Annotated in this window: 14 protein-coding genes; 6 read left to right on the forward strand and 8 right to left on the reverse strand. The window is 64.5% G+C overall.

All coding sequences use genetic code 11. The features are described from left to right. Nucleotides 1-328: 328 nt before the first annotated feature. Nucleotides 329-607, forward strand: a complete 279-nt coding sequence (locus CUJ90_RS28590) for an HU family DNA-binding protein (protein WP_006049832.1) — start codon at nucleotides 329-331, stop codon at nucleotides 605-607. 197 nt (nucleotides 608-804) lie between these two features. Here the strand turns inward: CUJ90_RS28590 and CUJ90_RS28595 are convergent, their stop codons facing one another. From CUJ90_RS28595 to CUJ90_RS28605, 3 genes are all read right to left on the reverse strand, one after another. Further along, nucleotides 805-1,923: a 3-deoxy-7-phosphoheptulonate synthase gene (locus CUJ90_RS28595; protein ID WP_073429229.1), complete on the reverse strand. Its 1,119-nt coding sequence runs from the start codon at nucleotides 1,921-1,923 to the stop codon at nucleotides 805-807. A gap of 119 nt (nucleotides 1,924-2,042) precedes the next feature. After that, complete coding sequence (locus tag CUJ90_RS28600; RefSeq protein WP_114164377.1) at nucleotides 2,043-2,846, reverse strand: DUF72 domain-containing protein; 804 nt, start codon at nucleotides 2,844-2,846, stop codon at nucleotides 2,043-2,045. Between the two features lie 177 nt (nucleotides 2,847-3,023). Further along, nucleotides 3,024-3,752: a TetR/AcrR family transcriptional regulator gene (locus CUJ90_RS28605; protein WP_114164378.1), complete on the reverse strand. Its 729-nt coding sequence runs from the start codon at nucleotides 3,750-3,752 to the stop codon at nucleotides 3,024-3,026. 278 nt (nucleotides 3,753-4,030) lie between these two features. On the opposite strand from CUJ90_RS28605, the gene CUJ90_RS28610 reads away from it, so the two are divergent. The 4 genes from CUJ90_RS28610 (at nucleotide 4,031) to CUJ90_RS28625 (ending at nucleotide 9,812) form a co-directional block, all read left to right on the forward strand. Beyond that, nucleotides 4,031-5,212: an isovaleryl-CoA dehydrogenase gene (locus tag CUJ90_RS28610; protein WP_073429226.1), complete on the forward strand. Its 1,182-nt coding sequence runs from the start codon at nucleotides 4,031-4,033 to the stop codon at nucleotides 5,210-5,212. An 82-nt stretch (nucleotides 5,213-5,294) separates the two neighbouring features. After that, complete coding sequence (locus tag CUJ90_RS28615; protein WP_114164379.1) at nucleotides 5,295-6,902, forward strand: carboxyl transferase domain-containing protein; 1,608 nt, start codon at nucleotides 5,295-5,297, stop codon at nucleotides 6,900-6,902. A gap of 28 nt (nucleotides 6,903-6,930) precedes the next feature. Continuing rightward, nucleotides 6,931-7,716 (forward strand): enoyl-CoA hydratase/isomerase family protein, encoded by a 786-nt coding sequence (locus tag CUJ90_RS28620; RefSeq protein ID WP_114164380.1) that lies wholly within the window; start codon nucleotides 6,931-6,933, stop codon nucleotides 7,714-7,716. Between the two features lie 83 nt (nucleotides 7,717-7,799). Beyond that, nucleotides 7,800-9,812 (forward strand): acetyl/propionyl/methylcrotonyl-CoA carboxylase subunit alpha, encoded by a 2,013-nt coding sequence (locus CUJ90_RS28625; protein ID WP_114164381.1) that lies wholly within the window; start codon nucleotides 7,800-7,802, stop codon nucleotides 9,810-9,812. Between the two features lie 14 nt (nucleotides 9,813-9,826). Here CUJ90_RS28625 and CUJ90_RS28630 read toward each other — a convergent pair whose 3' ends face one another. The 4 genes from CUJ90_RS28630 to CUJ90_RS28645 all read right to left on the reverse strand — a co-directional run bounded on the left by CUJ90_RS28630 (nucleotide 9,827) and on the right by CUJ90_RS28645 (nucleotide 12,825). Further along, nucleotides 9,827-10,618, reverse strand: coding sequence for a phosphate/phosphite/phosphonate ABC transporter substrate-binding protein (locus CUJ90_RS28630; protein ID WP_114164382.1), 792 nt, complete (start codon nucleotides 10,616-10,618; stop codon nucleotides 9,827-9,829). A 19-nt stretch (nucleotides 10,619-10,637) separates the two neighbouring features. Continuing rightward, nucleotides 10,638-10,916 carry a DUF1488 family protein gene (locus tag CUJ90_RS28635; RefSeq protein ID WP_073429221.1) on the reverse strand — a complete coding sequence of 93 codons (279 nt, stop codon included), beginning with the start codon at nucleotides 10,914-10,916 and terminating at the stop codon, nucleotides 10,638-10,640. 241 nt (nucleotides 10,917-11,157) lie between these two features. After that, nucleotides 11,158-12,144, reverse strand: a complete 987-nt coding sequence (locus tag CUJ90_RS28640; protein WP_114164383.1) for a pyridoxamine 5'-phosphate oxidase family protein — start codon at nucleotides 12,142-12,144, stop codon at nucleotides 11,158-11,160. A 39-nt stretch (nucleotides 12,145-12,183) separates the two neighbouring features. Continuing rightward, on the reverse strand, nucleotides 12,184-12,825 hold the full coding sequence (locus CUJ90_RS28645; RefSeq protein ID WP_073429219.1) for a glutathione S-transferase family protein: 642 nt from the start codon (nucleotides 12,823-12,825) through the stop codon (nucleotides 12,184-12,186). A gap of 129 nt (nucleotides 12,826-12,954) precedes the next feature. Between CUJ90_RS28645 and CUJ90_RS28650 the strand changes: the two genes are divergently transcribed. Next, the gene (locus CUJ90_RS28650; RefSeq protein ID WP_073429218.1) at nucleotides 12,955-13,863 is read left to right on the forward strand and encodes a LysR family transcriptional regulator; all 909 of its coding nucleotides are present in this window, start codon (nucleotides 12,955-12,957) and stop codon (nucleotides 13,861-13,863) included. Between the two features lie 33 nt (nucleotides 13,864-13,896). Here CUJ90_RS28650 and CUJ90_RS28655 read toward each other — a convergent pair whose 3' ends face one another. Then, nucleotides 13,897-14,982 (reverse strand): LacI family DNA-binding transcriptional regulator, encoded by a 1,086-nt coding sequence (locus CUJ90_RS28655; protein ID WP_176035793.1) that lies wholly within the window; start codon nucleotides 14,980-14,982, stop codon nucleotides 13,897-13,899. Nucleotides 14,983-15,078: the final 96 nt, after the last annotated feature.

The following is a 15,078-nucleotide window of genomic DNA, read 5'->3' on the forward strand; positions in this document are numbered from 1 at the left end:
CTTTATTGCCGGGCGCGGCGCCACTGGAACGTCAAATCGCGAGGTGCAACATAACATGGCAAAAAAGCCTGTCCGCACCGCGCAGGCTTGCGCTAAAGCACTGAAATTGCAACGGATTGTGATACGGCGCGGGCCGCCGTGAAGCGCCGGAAAAACGTAAGCGCTCGATTCTTATGGCACTTTGCGGGAAAAAATCGTCAAATTCCCGCTGGGCGGGTGATACAAGGCTTACACCAAGGTTTGCGCGAATGCGCGCCTATGCGTTAGTGTGTCGGTCCCGGCGCGACAGATGTGGCGCCGGTTCCATGATTACCATACGGGAAGTGCTATGAACAAACAGGAACTGATTGATGCAGTCGCTGCAGCGACGGGCGAAAGCAAAGCGGCCACGGGCCAAACCATCGACGCGATCGTCGAAGCGGTAACCAAAGCAGTGGTGGGCGGCGATACGGTGCAACTGGTCGGTTTCGGTTCTTTCTCGACCGGCGCGCGCGCTGCACGCGTGGGCCGCAATCCGTCGACGGGCGCCGAAATCCAGATCGCCGCAGCCAAGACGGTGAAGTTCACCGCCGGCAAGGCATTCAAGGAAGCCGTCAACGCGTCGTAATGCAACGCGCCTCGCGCCGGAGCATCCACGCGCGCTGCGATAGCGCGCGGCGGACGATGTCTCGGGCGTAAGGAATCACGCGCTGCCCATCCCCGATGATGTAGCCGGATCGGCGGCTGGCGCGGCGCGTGTGTTTCGCTTGCAAGCTGTGTTGCGAACCCGGGTCGTCAACCCGGTTGCAATTTGCCGGCGCGAGATCAGCCCGCGCGGCGTTTGCGGCTTGCTTCGGCGAGGGTGTCGAGCACCGGTTCCGTCTGCGTCCAGCTCACGCAGGCATCCGTGATCGATACGCCGTAACGTAGCGGCACACCGGCCTTCAGGTCCTGACGGCCTTCTTCCAGATGACTTTCCAGCATGACGCCGATGATGCGGCGCTCGCGCTGCGAGAGTTGCCGCGCCAGATCCTGCACCACGTCCAGTTGGCGCAAATGCGATTTGCCCGAGTTCGCGTGCGAACAGTCGACCATGACCTGCTCGCGCAAGCCCGCTGATCTGAGCGCCGCGCAGCTTGCCTCCACCGACGCGCTGTCGTAATTCGGCCCTTGCTTGCCGCCGCGCAGGATCACGTGCGCGTCGTCGTTGCCGCGCGTTTCGAAGATGGCGGCCATGCCCATCTTGGTCATGCCCATGAACGCGTGGCTCGCGCGCGCGGCGACGATGGCGTCGGCCGCGATTTGCACGCCGCCGTCCGTGCCGTTCTTGAAACCGATCGGGCAACTCAGCCCCGATGCCAATTGCCGATGACTCTGGCTCTCGGTCGTGCGCGCGCCGATCGCGCCCCACGCGATCAGATCGGCGATGTATTGCGGGCTCAGCAGATCGAGAAATTCCGTGGCCGTGGGCAAGCCCAGACCGTTGATGTCGAGCAGCAGTTGCCGCGCGAGGCGCAGACCCTCGTTGATGCGGTAGCTGCCGTCGAGGCGCGGATCGTTGATATAGCCCTTCCAGCCCACGGTGGTGCGCGGCTTTTCGAAGTAGACCCGCATCACGATCAGCAGATCGTTCCTGTAGGTGTCGGCCGCGACTTTCAGCTTGCGCGCGTATTCGATCGCCTGGTCGTGGTCGTGAATCGAACACGGGCCGACGATCATCACGAGCCGGTCGTCACGGCCGTGGAGAATATCGGCGATTTCCGCGCGGGTTTTCTCGACGAGCGTCTGCACCGAAAGCGGCACGGGCAACTCGTCTTGCAGCAGCGCGGGGGAAATCAGCGGACGCACCGCGCCGATCCGAACGTCGTCGATGCGCGTGGTGTCCTGGGTGGCGTCGGCCGAGCCGACTTCCTGATCGTGCAAAGGATTGTCGATGGCGCTCAAAGTGTTCTCCCGGAACCTGGGTGATGAAGTGGCCTCGCGGCCTGACTGTTGGAATGGCGCTGCGTTTTCAGCTGCTGCGATTATGACATCCGCGCTCCGGGACCAGGGTTACCCGGGCCTCACAGACGTTCGATCAACGCCATGGCCGCAGCCGGATTGCGTTCCTTGAAGCCGCTGATCACGTACAGATAGACGTCGCGTGCCGCGGTTTTCGCGGGCGGCGCGGCGCTCGTTTCCAGGTCGTCCGGGGTCGTGCCCGCCGCGAATTGACGGGCGCGTTCGGCCCACGCGTCGAGCGCCTTGGTGGAATAGCCTTTGGCCTGTTTGTCGGTCGTGCCCATGATGCGGGCGTACACGAATGGCGCGGTGATGTCGGCGATTTGCGGGTAATCGCTGTCGCCGGCCAGCACGACCGCGACCTTGTATTTTCTCGCGAGCGCGATGAATTCCGGCGTTTTGAAGGTGTCGTTGCGGACTTCGACTGCGTGCCTCAGCTTCTGGCCTTCGATACTGGCCGGCAGCAGTTTCAGGAAGGCTTCGAAATCTTCCTTGTCGAATTTCTTGGTCGGCGCGAATTGCCAGTTGATCGGCCCGAGCTTCTGTTTGAGCAGCAGCACGCCGCTTGCGAAGAAGCGCTCGATCGTTTCGTTGGCGTCCGCGAGAACTTTCCGGTTGGTTGCATAGCGCGGGGCTTTCAGCGAGAAGACGAAATCGTCGGGGGTTTCCTGATACCACTTCTCGTAGCTCGATGGTTTTTGCAAACCGTAGAACGTGCCGTTGATTTCTATCGATGTGAGATGTTGGCTCGCGTATTCGAGTTCACGGCTTTGCGTGAGGTCGGACGGGTAGAAGGCGCCTCGCCACGGCGCGTAGGTCCAGCCGCCGATGCCGATTCGGATTCGGTTGCTTTTGGAGGATGGCATTGGGGGTGCCTCGGTGGTGAGTTCGCGTTGGAGGGGTAGGTTAGCGCATTGCGGAGTGGGGTGGTTTTTTGCCAGCGCGGCGCTTGGCGAAGGTTCGCGCGTACGGGGAATGGAATCGACGACGTGGGGTCAAGCGTCTGCCCGTAAAACGCTAGCCCGGCTACAGCCTAACTGAACTTAGCCGGGTTGTTTTCCCGCCGCCTCCTCAAACCGCCGATTAGCCTCGGCCACCTCCACCCTGAACCGCTGCAACGCACTAACCGCCAGGTCCGGCGGCGTAAGCGCGGCCCACAAAACATCGATCAACTGATCCGCGGTCGCGTCGATATCGATACGGCGTTTCGCCAGCGTGGCATCCCACAGCACGTGTTCCATCGGCCCGAACACCATCGAACGCAATAGCCGCAACGGCATATCCGTGCGAATCTGCCCGCTCTCCTGGCCTTGCGCCAGCACGCGCATCAACGGCGCGGTATAGCGGCGTTGCAGGTCCGTCAGCGCCTCGCTCAGTTCGTGATGCCGCGCGCGTCCTTCCGACAGCACCAGCGCGCACAGGTCGGTGCCGTTCACCAGCATCAAGCGCAAATGCGTGCGCACGATGAAAGCAAACTGTTGCCGCACAGTGCCGTCGCGCGGCAAGCCCGACTCGATCGCCCCGATGATCTCGTCGTACCAATCGCCGATCACGCGCGCGCATAGCTCGCGCTTGCCGCGGAAATAGCTGAACACCGTCGCCTCGGAGATGCCGAGGCGCTGCGCGATCTCCGCCGTCGTCGCGCGCTCGTAGCCTTTCTCGGCGAACACGTCGCGGCCCGCCTGAAGAATCTCCTTCACGCGCTGCTGTGACTTGCGCCCGGCCGGCTGGCGGCGCGAGGCGGATAACTCGGCCTTCAGGGCAACCGTCATATGAGTCAAGTTCAAATTGATGAGGCGGCAAGCCCCGATAACCGCGATCCTATCACGTCGAATGCGAGCGAAAACCGCCAAAATCACTTTCTGAGTGACACTCAAAAATACCTATTGACGCTTACGTAAATCTGGCGTGAAATGCGCCTTGAACGTTTCGCGCCTCGTGCGTGGCGAGACGGCGGGCCACAAGGCCATCGCCCTCCGCCGGGCCGCACTCGTACCCGCCGGCGCCCACCGTGGCAGGCCGGCCGCCAACGAACTCTGGAGACAACGCAATGAGCAACCTGCCCGGTTTGCAATTCCCGCTCGGCGAGGAAATCGAAATGCTGCGCGACAGCATCGCGGGATTCGCTGCCAAGGAAATCGCCCCACGCGCGGCGGAAATCGATCGCACCGATCAATTCCCCATGGACCTGTGGCGCAAGTTCGGCGATCTGGGCGTGCTCGGCATGACGGTCGCCGAGGAATACGGCGGCGCGAACATGGGCTACACCGCGCACATGATCGCGATGGAAGAAATCTCGCGCGCGTCGGCATCGGTCGGTCTCTCTTACGGCGCGCATTCGAATCTGTGCGTCAACCAGATTCATCGCAACGGCACGGAAGCACAAAAACAAAAGTATCTGCCCAAGCTGGTTTCCGGCGAACACATCGGCGCACTCGCGATGAGCGAGCCGAACGCGGGCTCCGATGTGGTCAGCATGAAACTGCGCGCGGACAAAAAGGGCGATCACTACGTGCTCAACGGCACGAAGATGTGGATCACCAACGGCCCCGATTGCGACACGCTGGTCGTCTATGCCAAGACGGATCTCGAAGCGAATTCGCGCGGCATTACCGCGTTTATCGTCGAGAAAGGCATGAAGGGTTTCTCGGTGGCGCAAAAGCTCGACAAGCTCGGCATGCGCGGCTCGCATACCGGCGAACTGGTGTTCGAGAACGTCGAGGTGCCGGAGGAAAACATCCTCGGTCAGTTGAACGGCGGCGCGAAGGTGCTGATGAGCGGCCTCGATTACGAGCGCGCGGTACTCGCGGGCGGCCCCACTGGCATCATGGTCGCGGTCATGGACGCGGTCGTGCCGTATATCCATGACCGCAAGCAGTTCGGTCAGCCGATCGGCGAATTCCAGCTGATTCAAGGCAAGGTCGCCGATATGTACACCACGCTGCAAGCGTGCCGCGCGTATCTGTACGCAGTGGGCCGGCAACTCGACACGCTCGGCAAGGAGCACGTTCGCCAGGTGCGCAAAGACTGCGCCGGCGTCATTCTCTACACCGCGGAAAAAGCCACGTGGATGGCCGGCGAAGCGATCCAGATTCTCGGCGGCAACGGCTACATCAACGAATATCCAGTCGGCCGTTTGTGGCGCGATGCGAAGCTCTATGAAATCGGCGCGGGCACGAGCGAAATCCGCCGCATGCTGATCGGCCGCGAACTGTTCGCCGAAACGGCTTGATCCAAAGTACCGCGCCGCTCATTGAGCGCGCGCCTGAAAAAAGCGGCGACAGCAACCACCTCGCATGGGGAGAAGCCACGCAATGCCGATCATCGAATCAAAGCTGAATCCGCGCTCGGACGACTTTCGCGCCAACGCGGCGGCGCTCGAAGCGCTGGTCGCCGACCTTCGCGCGAAGATCGAGGCGCTCGCGCTGGGCGGCGGGCAAGCCGCGCGCGACAAACACACGGGCCGCGGCAAATTGCTGCCGCGCGAGCGCATCGAAAAACTGCTCGATCCGGGCACGCCGTTTCTGGAGTTCTCGCAACTCGCGGCCTATGGCATGTATAACGACGACGCACCGGGCGCGGGCGTCATCACCGGCATCGGCCGGATCGCGGGGCAGGAGTGCGTGATCGTTTGCAACGACGCGACGGTCAAGGGCGGCACGTACTATCCGGTCACCGTGAAAAAGCATGTGCGCGCGCAGGAAATCGCCGCGGAAAACCGCTTGCCGTGCGTGTATCTCGTCGACTCGGGCGGCGCGAACCTGCCGAATCAGGACGAGGTGTTCCCCGATCGCGATCACTTCGGCCGCATCTTCTACAACCAGGCGAATCTGTCGGCGGCGGACATTCCGCAGATCGCCGTCGTGATGGGCTCGTGCACGGCGGGCGGCGCCTACGTGCCGGCCATGAGCGACGAGTCGATCATCGTCAAGAATCAGGGGACGATTTTTCTCGGCGGCCCGCCGCTCGTGAAAGCGGCAACCGGCGAAGTGGTGAGCGCGGAAGACCTGGGCGGCGGCGACGTGCATACGCGCCTTTCCGGCGTGGTGGATCACCTCGCGCAAAACGACGCGCATGCGCTGGCGATCGCGCGCAGCATCGTCGGCAATCTGAATCGCTCGAAGCAGGTGCCGCTCGCGTTGCAGGAGCCGAAGCCGCCGCGCTACGACGTGAAGGGCATGTACGGCGTGATTCCGGTGGATACGCGCAAGCCCTTCGATATCCGCGAGGTGATCGCGCGCATCGTCGACGATTCCGCGTTCGACGAATTCAAGGCGCGTTACGGCGCCACGCTCGTCACGGGCTTCGCGCATATCTGGGGGCATCCGGTCGGCATCGTCGCGAACAACGGCATTCTGTTTTCGGAGTCGGCGCTCAAGGGCACGCACTTCATCGAACTGTGCTGCCAGCGCAAGATTCCGCTGGTGTTCCTGCAGAACATCACCGGCTTCATGGTGGGCCGCAAATACGAAAACGAAGGCATCGCGCGCAACGGCGCGAAGATGGTGACGGCGGTGGCAACCGCGAAGGTGCCGAAGTTCACCGTGATCATCGGCGGCTCGTTCGGTGCGGGCAATTACGGCATGTGCGGCCGTGCCTATTCGCCGCGCTTTCTATGGATGTGGCCGAACGCGCGCATTTCGGTGATGGGCGGCGAGCAGGCGGCATCGGTGCTGGCCACGGTCAAGCGCGACGGGATCGAAGGCAAGGGCGGCGCGTGGAGCGCCGAAGAGGAAGAAGCGTTCAAGCAGCCGATCCGCGAGCAATACGAACATCAAGGTCATCCGTACTACGCGAGCGCGCGCCTGTGGGACGACGGCGTGATCGATCCGGCGCAAACGCGCGACGTGCTCGGTCTCGGCTTGTCGGCCGCGATGAACGCGCCGATCGAAGACACGCGCTTCGGCGTGTTCAGAATGTGACAGCGCGGCACGCGCGGGAGCGGCAACGATGCAATACGAAACGCTGAACCTCGGGATCGACGGCCGGGTCGCCACGGTCACGCTGAATCGCCCGGACGTGCGCAACGCGTTCAACGAAACGATGATCGCCGACCTGAGCTCGGCCTTCACCGCGCTGAACGATCGCGACGACGTGCGCGCGGTCGTGCTCGCCGCGAACGGCAAGGCGTTCTGCGCGGGCGCGGACCTGAACTGGATGAAGAAGATGGCCGGCTACTCGGACGACGAGAACCGCGCCGATGCTATGCGGCTCGCGCACATGCTGTCGTCCATCTATCGCTGCAACAAGCCGGTGATCGCGCGGGTGAACGGCGACGCGTACGCGGGCGGCATGGGGCTGATCGCGGCGTGCGATATCGTCGTGGCGGTGGACAGTGCGCGCTTTTGCTTGTCCGAGGCGCGGCTGGGTCTGATTCCGGCGACCATCGCGCCTTATGTGATCCGCGCGTTGGGCGAGCAGGCGTCGCGCCGCTACTTCACGACGGCCGAGCAGTTCGATTGCGCGACGGCGTGGCGTCTGGGTCTCGTCAGCGAAGCGGTGAGCGCGGAGCAACTCGACGCAACCGTCCAGCACATCGCGGCAACGCTCTGCGCGAACGGCCCGCAAGCGGTGCGAGCCTGCAAGCAGCTCGTGCAGGACATTGCCGGGCACGAGCTGAACGAGGCGATGATCGAAGACACGGCGACGCGCATCGCCCGCATTCGCGCCGGCGCGGAGGGCCGCGAAGGTGTCGCGTCGTTCCTCGAAAAACGCTCGCCCGCGTGGCGTGACTGAATGCGCAACCGCGGGCTACGCACCCAGGCGCAGGCGTTCATCACGACAACAGCCCCGAACCCGACACTTCATCGAGACACTTCATGTTCAACAAGATCCTGATTGCCAACCGCGGCGAGATTGCGTGCCGCGTCGCCGCGACCTGCAAGCGGCTCGGCATCGCGAGCGTGGCCGTGTATTCCGATGCCGACGCCGACGCCAAACACGTGGCCGCGTGCGACGAGGCGGTGCACATCGGCGGCGCGACGGCGGCGGAGAGCTATCTGCGCATCGAGCGCATCATCGAGGCCGCGCGCGCAACCGGTGCGCAAGCGGTGCATCCGGGCTACGGTTTCCTCTCCGAGAACGAAGACTTCGCCTACGCATGCGAAAAAGCCGGCATCGTCTTCATCGGCCCGCCGGTCGAGGCCATCGCCGCGATGGGTTCGAAGGCGGCGGCGAAGGCGCTGATGCACGCAGCCGCGGTGCCGCTCGTGCCCGGTTATCACGGCGACGATCAGGACGCGCAGTTGCTGCATCGCGAGGCGGATACGATCGGTTATCCGGTGCTGCTGAAGGCGAGCGCGGGCGGTGGCGGCAAGGGCATGCGCGTGGTCGAGCGCAGCGAGGAGTTCGCCGCCGCGCTGGCCTCGTGCAAGCGCGAGGCGGCGAGCAGCTTCGGCAACGATCGAGTGCTGATCGAAAAGTATCTGACGCGGCCGCGTCACGTGGAAGTGCAAGTGTTCGCCGATCGTCACGGCGGCGCGGTGTATCTGTTCGACCGCGACTGTTCGGTGCAGCGGCGTCACCAGAAGGTGCTGGAAGAAGCGCCCGCGCCCGGCTTGCCCGCTGAAACGAGGCGCGCAATGGGCGAGGCGGCGGTGGCCGCGGCGCGCGCGGTGAATTACGTCGGTGCGGGCACGGTCGAGTTCATCATGACCGGCACGGGCGATTTCTACTTCATGGAAATGAACACGCGCCTACAGGTCGAGCATCCGGTCACGGAGATGGTGACGGGGCAAGATCTCGTGGAATGGCAACTGCGCGTTGCCGCCGGCGAAGCGCTGCCGCTCACGCAGCGGCAGTTGACAATCGACGGTCATGCAATCGAGGCGCGCATCTACGCCGAGCATCCGGCGCGCGGCTTCTTGCCGTCGACGGGTACGCTCAAGCATCTGCGCATGCCCGAGGCCGTGGAATTCACGCTGGGCGTAGAAGACCGCAAGGCGCCGGTGCGCATCGACAGCGGCGTGCGCGAAGGCGACACCATCACGCCGTTCTACGATCCGATGATCGCCAAGCTGATCGTCCACGGCGCCACGCGCGAGGACGCGCTCGCGCGTCTGAATCGCGCGCTGCGTGCATGCGAGGTGGTCGGTCCGCATACCAACGTCGAGTTCCTGCAACGCATCGTCACGAGCGAGCCGTTTGCAACCGGCGACCTCGACACGGGTTTGATCGAGCGTCATCACGATGCGTTGTTCGCGCCGGTGCGGAAGCCGTTCAAGGAGGCGCTCGCGCTCGCCTGCGCCGCCTTGCTCACACGCGAGGGCGGCACCGCGCACGGCGCGTCGCCGTGGGACGCGTTATCGCATTGGCGCCTGAACGGCGGCTATACGCAAACGCTCGGCTGGCGCGATGTCGATAACGAAAGCGCATTCACCGTCACTTTCGCGCGCAACGGCGGCACGCAAACGCTCGAACACGACGGCGTGCGCGAAGACTTCACATGGTCGAGCGGTGCGGGCCGGCACGAGTTCCGCGCGACCCTCGGCGATGCGCGCGTGACGGGCCGCGTGTTCATCGACGGCGATACGTTCCATGTGTTCTGCCTCGGCGAAGCCCTGGCATTCGAGTGGCAGAATCTGCTCGCGCATGCCGCGGACGCCGAAGGCCACGAAGGCCGTTTGACCGCGCCGATGCCGGGCAAGGTGATCGCGGTGCTGGTGGAACCGGGCACGGTGGTGGAGAAGGGCACGCCGCTGATCGTGATGGAAGCGATGAAAATGGAGCACACGATCGGCGCGCCGGCGGCGGGTACGGTGTCGGAAGTGTTGTATGCGGTCGGCGACCAGGTAACCGACGGCGCGCAGCTTCTGGTTCTCGACATGCAATGACTTCGTGGAGCGGATCAGGCGAGGCGCGTATAGCCGGCGGCGCGCGCTTCGTTTTCCAGTTGCTCGATCCGTTCGTAATCCGTGAGCGGTAGCGCGGAAAAGCCCTGCAAACGCAGACGTTTCGCGCGCTCGGGCTGCGTGGTGAGCGCTTCGTTCAGCGCCTCGCGCAATGCTTCGATGGTGGCTTGCGGCACGGTATCCGCTGCGATCAGCGGCAAACCCGGCGCTGCCGCCGTCATGCCGATCCGGCGAACCTGCCGGGCAAGCTCCGGCATTTCATCGCAGACGAAAGCGAACGCCACGCAGTCGATCGCGGCGACGTCCGCGCGATTCTCCGCCACCGCCCGCAACGAACCGAGGTGCGAACCGGTGCGTATCACCGCGCTGAAAAACGCGCCGTCGCGCGCAAGCGGCGCCACCGCGTGGCGAAACACGTTCATGCCGCTATTAGAATCGTCCTGATTGTAGGCGGCGCGCGCACCGCGGCAATTCGCGAGCGTGTCGAATTGGGCGTCCGCTCGCGTCACCAGCACGCTCGAATAATGCGCGCCCTCGCAGCCGGGTGCGTCGAAACGCGGTGTCGCGATCAATTGCACCTGCTCATGCAAGCCGTGCATCAGCGGATAGCCGCAGGTCTGCGAGATCAGCAGGTTGGGACGCCGCCAGAAGCCGTGCAACTCCTCGTCCGGCTCGACGATGCGGCACGCCGGCTTGACCATGCGCAGCACGTCGGCGAGCCATGCGCGCCATTCGGTGGCGAGAGCGGGCGTGACGTCGTACATCGGCAGGGCGGCGATCCAGGTCATGGGCGCGATTCTGACACGGCTAATGTCTAATCATTCGGAATTCGTCGAGGCCGAGCCGCACCGGCTCCGTTGGCTTGAACGTCCATTTGCGCGCCGCGACCGTCAGGATTTCCCCTTGCGCGTGTTCGAATGCGACGAGCAGGTCTTTCCTTCGACTGCTCGCCGCCCCGCAAAAAGCCATCAGTGCCTCCGCGCTGATCTCGAAGACTTGCGCGCGATCGTCGCGGCACACCCGGAATGCGACGGTTGCGCGTTCGGTGACACAAGGCCTGAATCCTTCATCGACATAGACCGACATAGCGTTCTCCCCCTGCACGCCTGGATGGTCAGGATAACAAGCCGTCAGTTTTTCGGTATGTTGGAAAACCGGCATTCACGGTGAAATGGTTAAGTCCCTCACAGCGACGAATAGAAACCGGCAGGTGTTTTTATTCCGCAAGCTTGGTAATCGCTTTTGTCTTCTCCCCGATATTCGACCGTGCCCCGTGGAGGAGCGCTGCCTCAACCCGCTTCGGCCGTTGCGAGTTTGCGCAAGCTCATCACAGGGAGGGAGTAGACGATCGGAACTGCGGCGCATACGCGACCTCCGACCAGCGAAACGGCAACGCCTCGCGACTGCGCCGCACCTCGGTAATGCGAAAGCGGACGAGGCGTTGCGCGAGCGGAAAATCGGCCAGTTCCGAACCGTCCCAGACGATCTCCGCGAGCGCCGCGATGTACAGCAAATCGCCGCTCGCGAAGTCGATGAACAGCAAGCCGGCGCGCGGGTCGTGACTCAGATTGCCCAGCGTATTGAAGAAGCGATTGCCGCTGAAGTCGGGCGTGGTGAGCGTGACGGCGTCGTCGACGCGCACGAAGCCCGGCATGCCGCCGCGATGCGAAACGTCGACGCCGCGCGCCGGGCCCGCTTCTTCGGCCACGTTCGCGCTGGCGATAAAAAAGGTGTCCGCGTTAGCCAGCAGCGCGCGGTCCGCGTCGCTCAGTTGCGTCGCAATCTCGATGGAGGTCGCCGCGCCCGCTGCGCCGCGCGCGACGAAGGTCGGCGCGCGGCTCTGAATGTACTTTGCGCAATTGCCGAAGCTCTGCATGACTTCGAGCATGACCGTATCGCCCGTCACCGAGGTCACGATGCCGTTGACGCGGTTACGCCGCCGCGTCTGCGGCTGCAGAGCGAGGCCGCCGATCATCGTGCCGGCTTGCCAGCGCCCGGCGAGCGGATCGCCGGATAGCACCCCGCCCTCGATCCTCAGCGTGCGCGCATCGGGCGACGACACGAAGCCCGGCGCCGCCGCGCGCACCGTCGCCCAGGGCTGGCCGTCGGCGTCGAGACCGCCGAACACCATGAAGGGTTGCTCCGAAAAGAACTGCCGGTGCTGGTCCGGCATGTAGCGGCGGATGCCGCGACGGCCGAGCGCTTGCGCCTCCGTTGCGACGCCGGCGCGGCGTTGCACCGCCAGTTCGCCGGAATGGAAAGGCGGATCGACGAGATCCAGCCCTGGCTGTGCATGGGAAGAAACGTCGGACATATTGGACTCCGGTGGTGGTCACGCCTGCGGTTTTTTCGCTCAGCCGGCGAGTAGGCCGGCTTTCGTCGCCGGCATCGCGATGAAGCGCGGCAGCGCTTCGATACGGGAAAGCCAGCCGCGTAGGTTCGGATACGGTTCGAGCGATATGCCGCCTTCAGGCGCATGCGCGATGTAGGTGTAGGCGGCGATGTCCGCGATGGTCACGTTGTCTCCCGCCGCGAAGCGTTTGCCGGCCAGTTCCGCGTCGAGCACGTCGAACAGCTTGACGGCGATCTTCTGCGCGGTTTCCAGATCGAGCGGCGCGCCGAATACCGTGACGAGCCGGGCCGCGCACGGTCCATACGCGATCTGTCCGGCTGCCAGCGAGAGCCATCGTTGCACCGCCGCGGCGCCGAGGGCGTCATCGGGCAGCCATGACGGGTCGCCATAGCGTCTCGCCAGGTACACGAGAATGGCGTTCGAATCGAACAACACGGTGTCGCCGTCCTCGATCGTCGGCACCTGGCCGAACGGGTTCAGTTGCAGATACTCAGGACGGCGGTTGTCGCCCGCGCGCATGTTCAGTTCGATCGTTTCGAAAGGCAGATCGAGCAGTGCGAGGAACAGTTTGACGCGGTGCCCGTGCCCGGAGCGCGGCGTGGTGTGAAGGCGGATCGGCTGGACGGGTCTGTCGGCAGGCATTGCAATGCTCCTTGATCGGAAGGGCCGATGGCGTTCGGCGGGAATGAGGCAAGCTTAGCCGCATGCGGCGTCGGGCAGAAGACTGCTAAGCTGGGAAACATAATCAATCGAAGATGGACAATCGGCGACATGGCGGATCTAAGAGATGTCAATCTGAACCGGCTGGCGGTTTTCGTCGCGGTGGTCGAGGCGGGTTCCTTGACCGCGGCCGCGGCGCGTCTCGGGCTCACGAAGACGATGGTCAGCACGCATATACAGCGGCTCGAACGCGAGATCGGCGCGGGCCTGCTGATCCGCACGACGAGGCGGCTCAGCGTGACCGAGAGCGGGCGCGCGTTCTACGATGCGAGCTGCAAGATCCTGCAGGCGGCGGAGGAAGCGCTGTCGGCCGTGTCGGGCGAATCGGCGCCGCTGCGCGGCACCTTGCGCGTGAGCGCGCCGATCGATTACGGGTCATTGGTGGTGACGCCCGCGCTGGTCGAGATGCGCGCGGCGTATCCGCAACTCGACATCGAACTCGTGTGCAGCGACCATTACGTCGATCTGATCGCGGAGGGCATCGACGTCGCCATCCGTCTGGGGCAATTGGCGGATTCGGGCTACCGGGCGGTGAAGATCGGCGGGTTCGTCAAATGGGTCGTCGCCAGTCCCGCCTTCATCGAGAAATGGGGCAAGCCGAAAACGCCGGCCGCGCTCGCGGCCTTGCCTCACGTCGCACTTTCCGTGCTGCCGCATCCGTTGACACTCGATTTGCAGCGCGCGAACGGCGCGAGGCAAAGCGTGCGTTGCGAGAACGCGCTGCTGGTGAATACGGCCGATGCCGCGCGCGCGGCGACGCTCGCGGGCGGCGGCTTTGGCTTGCTGACCGACTTTTCCATCACGGCGGATGTGGCGGCGGGCGGGCTGGTTCGTCTGCTGCCTGCGTGGGTCGGCAGGCCGAAGGGCATCCATGCGGTGTTTCCGCCCACCCGTTACCCGACGGCCAAGGTCCGCGCGTTGATCGAGGTGATCAGGAAGCGGCTGGAGCCGCAGGTGTGAGAGGCGGCGCGCAGAGACAGTGAAGCATCGCGGCTACCTCCTGCACGGTCCCGTCGACTGCCTGAGCTGCAATTCGGCATGCACCTCATGTCCGGCGTGTTCGTGTCGCGGATGCTTGCCGTCGAGCACGTCGAGCAGATGTTGCGCGGTGAGCCGCCCGATCTCGTAGGTATCGACACGCATGGTCGTAAGCGCGGGGCGCAGTTCTTTCGCGATCTCCAGATCGTCGAAGCCGGTCACGGACAATTCATCGGGAATTGCGATGCCCAGGTCCTCCGCTTCGCGCAGCACGCCGATCGCGATGTGATCGTTGCCGCAGATGATCGCGCTCGGGCGTTCGCCGGGCGCTTGCCAGATCGCGCGCAGACAGCGCCGCCCAAAACCGATCGTCGATTCGCCTTCGAGCATGTGCTCCGGCCGCACCGCGAGGCCGTGGCGTTCGAGCGTCGCGCGAATGCCCGCGACGCGCGCCTGCACGCGATCGTTGTCGCGCGTGGGCTGAATGCAGACCGCGAACGAGCGGTGCCCGAGGCCGATCAGATGTTCGGCGATCTCCACGTAGGCCGCGTGATTGTCGAAGCCGATGCAGGTGTGCGGGCTGTCCCCGCGATACGCATACGTGACCGCATACGGCACGCGGTAGAGGCGCAACGCATCGAACAGTTCCGGCGGATGCGCCTCGCCCACCACCGCCATCGCCTCCACGCCGCGCGCGAGCATCGCGCGCACCTGCACGAGCGCCTGCGCGGGATCGTAGTTCGAGCAGCCGAGCACGAGCGTGATGCCGCGCGCGGCGAACGCGGCCTGCATGCCGCTCACCTGCGAGGCGAACACCTGATCGTCCAGCGTCGGAATGATGATGCCGGCAATGTGGCTGCGCGTGGACGCAAGCGCGCGGCCCGCCGCGTTCGGGAACCAGTTCAGCGCGAGCGCGGCTTGCTCGACGCGTTCGCGCACGTTCGCCGACACTTTGTCCGGCTCGTTGTAGACCCGCGATACGGTCGCCGTCGATACGCCCGCGAGCTTCGCGACGTCGGACAGCACCGTGCGGCCGGTATTGCGGCGGGCGCGGTTCGTCTGGGTGCGGGCGGTGGTCGGGGAGTCGAGGGAGTCGGGCATCGGATTATCGAAAACGGTGAGTCGGCGCGCGCGCTATCTTACCGCCGCGTGTGCGCGAGCGTGGCCGGGAACGCCGAGTGGTGCTGCGCAACCTCC

Source organism: Paraburkholderia terricola, assembly GCF_003330825.1.
GTDB classification, from domain to species: Bacteria; Pseudomonadota; Gammaproteobacteria; order Burkholderiales; family Burkholderiaceae; genus Paraburkholderia; species Paraburkholderia terricola.

Excerpts from the sequence above, each read along its gene's own strand:
- CUJ90_RS28590 (WP_006049832.1), top strand. The coding sequence starts at position 329 with ATGAACAAACAGGAACTGATTGATGCAGTCGCTGCAGCGACGGGCGAA.
- CUJ90_RS28600 (WP_114164377.1), bottom strand. The coding sequence starts at position 2,846 with ATGCCATCCTCCAAAAGCAACCGAATCCGAATCGGCATCGGCGGCTGG.
- CUJ90_RS28605 (WP_114164378.1), bottom strand. The coding sequence starts at position 3,752 with ATGACGGTTGCCCTGAAGGCCGAGTTATCCGCCTCGCGCCGCCAGCCG.
- CUJ90_RS28610 (WP_073429226.1), top strand. The coding sequence starts at position 4,031 with ATGAGCAACCTGCCCGGTTTGCAATTCCCGCTCGGCGAGGAAATCGAA.
- CUJ90_RS28615 (WP_114164379.1), top strand. The coding sequence starts at position 5,295 with ATGCCGATCATCGAATCAAAGCTGAATCCGCGCTCGGACGACTTTCGC.
- CUJ90_RS28620 (WP_114164380.1), top strand. The coding sequence starts at position 6,931 with ATGCAATACGAAACGCTGAACCTCGGGATCGACGGCCGGGTCGCCACG.
- CUJ90_RS28625 (WP_114164381.1), top strand. The coding sequence starts at position 7,800 with ATGTTCAACAAGATCCTGATTGCCAACCGCGGCGAGATTGCGTGCCGC.
- CUJ90_RS28630 (WP_114164382.1), bottom strand. The coding sequence starts at position 10,618 with ATGACCTGGATCGCCGCCCTGCCGATGTACGACGTCACGCCCGCTCTC.
- CUJ90_RS28635 (WP_073429221.1), bottom strand. The coding sequence starts at position 10,916 with ATGTCGGTCTATGTCGATGAAGGATTCAGGCCTTGTGTCACCGAACGC.
- CUJ90_RS28640 (WP_114164383.1), bottom strand. The coding sequence starts at position 12,144 with ATGTCCGACGTTTCTTCCCATGCACAGCCAGGGCTGGATCTCGTCGAT.
- CUJ90_RS28645 (WP_073429219.1), bottom strand. The coding sequence starts at position 12,825 with ATGCCTGCCGACAGACCCGTCCAGCCGATCCGCCTTCACACCACGCCG.
- CUJ90_RS28650 (WP_073429218.1), top strand. The coding sequence starts at position 12,955 with ATGGCGGATCTAAGAGATGTCAATCTGAACCGGCTGGCGGTTTTCGTC.
- CUJ90_RS28655 (WP_176035793.1), bottom strand. The coding sequence starts at position 14,982 with ATGCCCGACTCCCTCGACTCCCCGACCACCGCCCGCACCCAGACGAAC.